This window comes from Streptomyces sp. NPDC021749 (assembly GCF_040640655.1).
In the GTDB taxonomy this organism is placed as follows: domain Bacteria; phylum Actinomycetota; class Actinomycetes; order Streptomycetales; family Streptomycetaceae; genus Streptomyces.
Genome location: NZ_JBFACE010000063.1, coordinates 22,931 through 25,380, shown reverse-complemented (window position 1 = coordinate 25,380; position 2,450 = coordinate 22,931). Strand labels below are relative to the sequence as shown.

Sequence of the window (2,450 nt, the reverse complement as noted above, 5' to 3'; positions counted from 1 at the left end):
CTCTTCCCCTACCCCCCGCTCGTCCTCGGCGGGCGGGGTTGTTGTCGGGTGCGGTGACGGTCCTGCGGGGCCGGGGTGTGGGACTGCTTCGCTTTACGTCCCACACCCCGGCCCCTCCGGCCCGGCCCCTCCGGCCCGTCCCCTCCCGTGTGTGGGGTGGGAATGCGGTGTGTGGGGGTGGGCGTTGGGGCATGCAAGGGGGCCAGCGGTCCCGTAGGGGAGGCTCGAACAGATCCCGTAAGGGGTCCGTGGGCCCCCTGCTGGGCCCCAACCCGACGGGGCGGGAAGGTATTCCCGGCACGGCACGAGCCGACGTACGGCACGAGCCGACGTACGGCACGAGCCGACGTACGGTCGAGCAACAACGCCTGCCCCCACCGGCCTCTCACCCCCCACTCACGGGAGGGGACAGACCGGAGGACGAAGTCTGTAGGGCTGTCACCGCACCCGACAAACAACGCCCGCCGCCAGGCGCAACGGTGAGAAGACCCGCGGCGGGACGGCCGACAACGTGCGCGGCGCCGCAAAGCGCGCAACGGTGAGCAACCCCGGCGGCGGGACAGCCAAGTACGTGGGAGGCACCGCACAGCGCAGCGAAACCGTGCGCTGCCTTCAGCCTGCGCCCGCTCGGAGGGCGAGTGAATGGGGGTGGGGCACGGGCATGGAACGACACGGGACGCTGCGGCGGGGGCTGCGCTTCGGGCTGCGGGTGGGCGTGTTCCACGCCGTCCCGTTCGCCGTTCTGAGCGGTATGGCGGGGATCAGTGCGTTCTTCTCGCCGCCCGAGCCGACCGAGTTCGCCGCCGGCCTCTGGCGCGTCCTTGCCGCCGTCGGAGGCAGCCTCGCAGTGGGCGCGCTGCTCGGGCTGGTCACCGGTGGCCTGCTGCTCGTCGTCCCGCGGTGGCTCCGCACGTCCACGGTGCTACGGGGACTGCTGACCGCGCTGGCCGGCGGCACGGTCTATCTGGGGGAGGTGGTCGTCGTCACGGAGGCCACCGACGGCGGCTACGCGCCCATCGCGCTGATCCTGCTGATGGTTCCCGTCATCGCCGCGGTGACCGCGGCCCACAGCGGGGACATCGCGGGCCTGAGCCGTTACCACGCGTGGCTGTGGAGCCCCGCCCGTCGCCCTTCCGCCACGCACACGTGAGGGACGCCGCCCCCGCCACCGGCCCGTCCCCGTACCCACAACGAACCCGCCCGCCGTGAGGGACGCCGCCCCCGCCCTTCAGGCAGTGGGGGAGCAGCGGCGGCGAGCAACGGCGAACACCCTCACGGCGGGACAGCCAGGTACGTGGGAGGAGGCCCGCACAGTGCTCACCGCCTGGTCCAAGGCCACGTGAGGCCCCCGGCCGACGCCTCGCCCTCCGGGACGTACTCGTACTGCCACCCCCGCGGCAACCCGAGGCGCCCCACCCGCCCCGGAACCCGTCGGTAGACATGCACCGTCGGGGGCCGCCCGTCGTCGTTCGGCACCGGGACCTCGTAGGTCTTCGGCGGCTGGCCGGTCATCCCGACCAGTACGGGCAGGACCTGGCCGTCCAGGGGGCCGCCCACGAAGGGCGTGTTCTCGCTTCGCACGCCACCAGTCTCACACCGCGGGGGCGCCGCGGCAGGTCACAGCAGGTGTGCGGCGTCGCTCACGACGGGCATGATGCGGCGGGCCAGATCGCCGGCCGGGCCGTCGGAGGCCTCCATCCGCAGCGCGCCCCGGGTCAGTCTGGCGGTCTGCGGATCGCGCGCCGCGGTCGCGGTGAGCAGGGCGACGAAGTGGTCGACCAGCCAGTCGCGCAGCTCGTCGAGCGGCGGCCGCTTGCCCTCGTCGAGCCAGATCAGGGAGGCGCCCTCGACGGCGCTGATCCACATCCGGACCGTCATCCGCAGCGGCAGACCCGGTTCCGGCTCGCCCAGGTGGCGCAGGATCTGGTCGGCCGCGGCGCGCCGCACCTCGTCCACGATCGCGGTCGTACGTGAGGTCTCCACGACGCTGCCGCCCTGGAGCAGCGCGCTGAAACCGGCGTCGTGCTCGTCGACGAACGCCAGATAGCGGTCCAGCGCACGGGACAGCCGCTGGGTGAGCGGCCCGGTCTCCGGCTCGGCGAAGCAGCGCTCCAGGATGTCCGCGGCACTGCGCAGCGCGGCCTCGTACAACTGCTGCTTGCCGCCGGGGAAGTAGCGGTAGACCAGCGGCCGCGAGACCTGGGCGGCGGTGGCCACGTCGTCGAGCGAAACGTCTTCCGGCGCGTGCTGGGCGAACAGCCCGAGGGCCGCCGCGAGCAGTTGGCTGCGGCGCTGCTCGACGCTCAGCCTGCGGTAGGCGGGTCGGGGTACTGCTGGGGCGGTGCCGCTGCCGTTCATGGGCAGCAGCGTAACCGCCCCGGATTTCCCTTCGTACAGGTGCTCGCCCCCCAACGGGTGCCGCGGCCGGCCGCTTCAGGCCAGCAGGCCCG

Annotated in this window: 3 protein-coding genes; 1 reads left to right on the top strand and 2 read right to left on the bottom strand. The window is 73.3% G+C overall.

Going from position 1 to position 2,450, the window contains the following annotated elements:
* Positions 1-661 precede the first annotated feature (661 nt).
* A complete protein-coding gene (locus AB0G35_RS35035) occupies positions 662-1,150 on the top strand; it encodes a hypothetical protein (RefSeq protein ID WP_360958120.1) in 489 nt (162 codons plus the stop codon).
* A gap of 167 nt (positions 1,151-1,317) precedes the next feature.
* Here AB0G35_RS35035 and AB0G35_RS35030 read toward each other — a convergent pair whose 3' ends face one another.
* Positions 1,318-1,581 carry a hypothetical protein gene (locus tag AB0G35_RS35030; RefSeq protein WP_360958117.1) on the bottom strand — a complete coding sequence of 88 codons (264 nt, stop codon included), beginning with the start codon at positions 1,579-1,581 and terminating at the stop codon, positions 1,318-1,320.
* 36 nt (positions 1,582-1,617) lie between these two features.
* Positions 1,618-2,358 (bottom strand): TetR/AcrR family transcriptional regulator, encoded by a 741-nt coding sequence (locus AB0G35_RS35025; RefSeq protein WP_360958114.1) that lies wholly within the window; start codon positions 2,356-2,358, stop codon positions 1,618-1,620.
* Positions 2,359-2,450 lie beyond the last annotated feature (92 nt).